Raw genomic sequence first — 2,794 nt, 5'->3', positions numbered from 1 at the left:
TGCATCCGCATTCGGCGCTGGGGTACAAATCGCCGCGCATGTTTAGAAAAGAGCGACGCCGTCAGGCTCTGGAAACTGACGCTAAATAGGCATCAGGCTGTGTCCGGGAAAAGCGGGGCAAGATCAATCGCGCTACTGGCGCTAGGTAAGAACGTCATCTGCACTCATGCTTTAGCCCAAGGGATGGGTGCACCTGGCTACGCTTCTATCTCAAAGCATGGGTATGTCATTGTGACAGATGAAGAACTGGGGATGATAGAACCACTCGGAGATGACGTCCTGGCTCGTGAGGATCGTAAGGCGCTGATGGCCGACAAAGTCATCATGACCGAACGTGATGGTAAAGTTGTTTGGAATCGAGATGCATGGGGCGACGGAGCTTCCGCTTTCTCTACAGTAAGGAAAATGGCGGACGACGGCAGCCTCTACAGCACACAAGATGGAACATTCTTCAATGTACAAGTTCCTGTTGAGCTGCTTAATTCGGCTAAACGCGTGATCATTGCCACGTACTTATTTGATGGGAGCATCCTCCAAGCCTTTCTGAGAATCAAGGGCATCGGACATAGACCATTCACTTTTGAAGGTTTGGAGCTACGAGATAGCAACGTCCTGAAGGCAGCGCTACGTGAACGTATTGAGTTGTATGAGTGCGAGAACACGACAGACAAACTGTTAAAGTGAACCGCCCTGGGTTTTGTAGAGGCTCCATTCTTTGAGAAAATGGAGCTATGAAGAAGCAACCCAAGTATTCCCCCGAAGTCATCGAGCGCGCTGTGCGCATGGTCAGCGAAGCGAGCAGCGAGTATGAGTCGCAGTGGGCAGCGATCACGTCGATCGCGGCCAAGATTGGCTGTACGCCAGAGACGCTGCGCCGCTGGGTACGCCAGCAGGAGCGTGATACCGGCCAGCGTCCAGGTCCGACTACTGCCGAAGAAGAACGCATCAAAGCGCTGGAGCGAGAAGTGCGCGAGTTGCGCAAGGCGAATGAGATCCTGCGTCTGGCGAGTGCGTTTTTCGCCCAGGCGGAGCTCGACCGCCGCTTCAAGCCGTGAGGGCATTCATCGACCAGTACCGCCATGCTTACGGTGTCGAGCCGATCTGCCGGGTGATGCAGGTCGCGCCGTCGGGCTACTGGCGTTACGCCGCGCAGCAGCGTAATCCTGAATTGCGGTGCGCACGAGCCCAGCGCGACGACGTGCTGAGCGTCGATATCGAGCGGGTCTGGCAGGCGAATTTGCAGGTCTACGGCGCCGACAAGGTCTGGCGCCAACTGCGGCGTGAGGGAACCGAGGTGGCCCGCTGCACGGTGGAGCGTTTGATGCGCAAGGCAGGCCTGCGAGGCGTCATGCGCGGCAAGGTTGTACGCACGACGGTGGCCGATGCGAAGGCGCCATGCCCGCTCGACCGGGTCAACCGCCAGTTCAAGGCAACGCGGCCGAATCAGCTGTGGGTCAGCGATTTCACCTATGTCTCGACTTGGCAGGGTTTCGTCTACGTCGCCTTCGTCATCGACGTCTTCGCTCGACGCATCGTTGGCTGGCGTGTAAGCAGCTCGATGCGGACCGACTTCGTGCTCGACGCCTTGGAACAGGCGCTGTACGCGCGTCAGCCGGAACGAAATGCCTTGGTCCACCATAGCGATAGGGGCTCTCAATACGTGTCAATAAAGTACAGCGAGCGGCTGGCAGAAGCCGGCATTGAGCCGTCTGTGGGCAGCAAAGGCGACAGTTACGATAACGCCCTTGCCGAGACCATCAATGGGCTCTACAAGGCTGAGCTGATCCACCGCCGCGCTCCCTGGAAAACGCGCGAAGCCGTTGAATTGGCCACGCTGGAATGGGTGTCCTGGTTCAACCACCATCGCCTCTTGGAACCGCTCGGCTATATACCGCCGGCAGAAGCTGAGGCAAACTATTACAAGCAGTTGAGCAGTCAGGCTATTCCGGCCTGACTCACACTAACCGGCCTCCACGAAAGCCGGGGCGGTTCATATGCTGAGCTTCATCCGAGAAGTGGAAATGCACTCTTCATTGCCTCACATTTGTTAAGCGACGAACTTGTGGTCAATACGATTTCAGCAGTGCGAAAGCCTCACGCAGCATTTGCACTCTAATTGGATGAGTAGGTCAATAGGTGCCAATTATTGGCTCGACTCAGATTGTCTTGAACTACCGTTGGTCGTGTGGAGTAGCTCTTTCTCTATCTGGCTAAGCCCAGGAAGGCGAACGGCATTGAATAGAATGTCCGGGAACCTCATCAAATCTGCCCATGCTGCTTTGAGAGCATCTGCTGAACCACGTGAAACAAGAAGCTGCTGACGCGTGTTGTAACCAACGTATGCGCGTGGGAACGCTTCTCTAACCTCGGGTTCTAGATACAGGCAGTTCATTTCCCACCACGTCTGGCACTCGATTACAGCAGGACCAACTTCTGCGTCTTTGGTCATAGTTAACTTTCGCCATAAGGCGAATGCCTCTTGATGTGCTTGCAAGCGTTTATCTAACGCTGCCATGCGCAGCTGTTGCGTTGCCTTTTTTTCTTCTAGCAAGATATTGTATCTGTGTTCTACTTCTTTGACGAGGTCAGTAATGTGCTGTATATCCTCTTTGGTGGCTAAGTTTTCTCCTTTCTTATTCAGGTAGGTGCTAAGGAATCTAGTTGCTAGTTGTTTAGTTTCGTGCGATCATGTTCCTCGCCGTAGTTGGCCTTTGTTCCGTGCAAAGGCTATGCTGGGCGACTTGATTGCTGGGTTCAGCAGTCCCGGCATTCAATCGCACCAGGAGCAGTTGGC

3 protein-coding genes and 1 other annotated feature are annotated in these 2,794 nt (G+C 54.8%); of the genes, 2 read left to right on the top strand and 1 reads right to left on the bottom strand.

Annotation, left to right across the window (positions count from 1 at the left end; translation table 11 throughout):
• Both ACFFJK_RS22415 and ACFFJK_RS22410 read left to right on the top strand, forming a co-directional pair.
• Positions 1–684, top strand: a 684-nt coding sequence (locus ACFFJK_RS22415) for a hypothetical protein (protein WP_379681875.1), incomplete at its 5' end; no start/stop codon positions are given.
• Positions 685–731: 47 nt separating this feature from the next.
• A protein-coding gene (locus ACFFJK_RS22410) for an IS3 family transposase (RefSeq protein WP_379681874.1) occupies positions 732–1,954 on the top strand; the annotation gives its coding sequence in 2 pieces (ribosomal slippage) (positions 732–1,020 and positions 1,020–1,954; 1,224 coding nt in all).
• Positions 1,010–1,126 (top strand) — a sequence feature (AL1L pseudoknot). (Overlaps the previous gene by 117 nt.)
• Positions 1,955–2,143: 189 nt before the next feature.
• Here the strand turns inward: ACFFJK_RS22410 and ACFFJK_RS22405 are convergent.
• Positions 2,144–2,551, bottom strand: a complete 408-nt coding sequence (locus ACFFJK_RS22405; RefSeq protein ID WP_379681873.1) for a hypothetical protein — start codon at positions 2,549–2,551, stop codon at positions 2,144–2,146.
• Positions 2,552–2,794: the final 243 nt, after the last annotated feature.

The organism is Massilia consociata, assembly GCF_042432755.1.
GTDB classification, from domain to species: Bacteria; Pseudomonadota; Gammaproteobacteria; order Burkholderiales; family Burkholderiaceae_D; genus Telluria; species Telluria consociata.
Note: the sequence above shows the minus strand (reverse complement) of the source record. Positions and strands in the feature narration are given on the sequence as shown.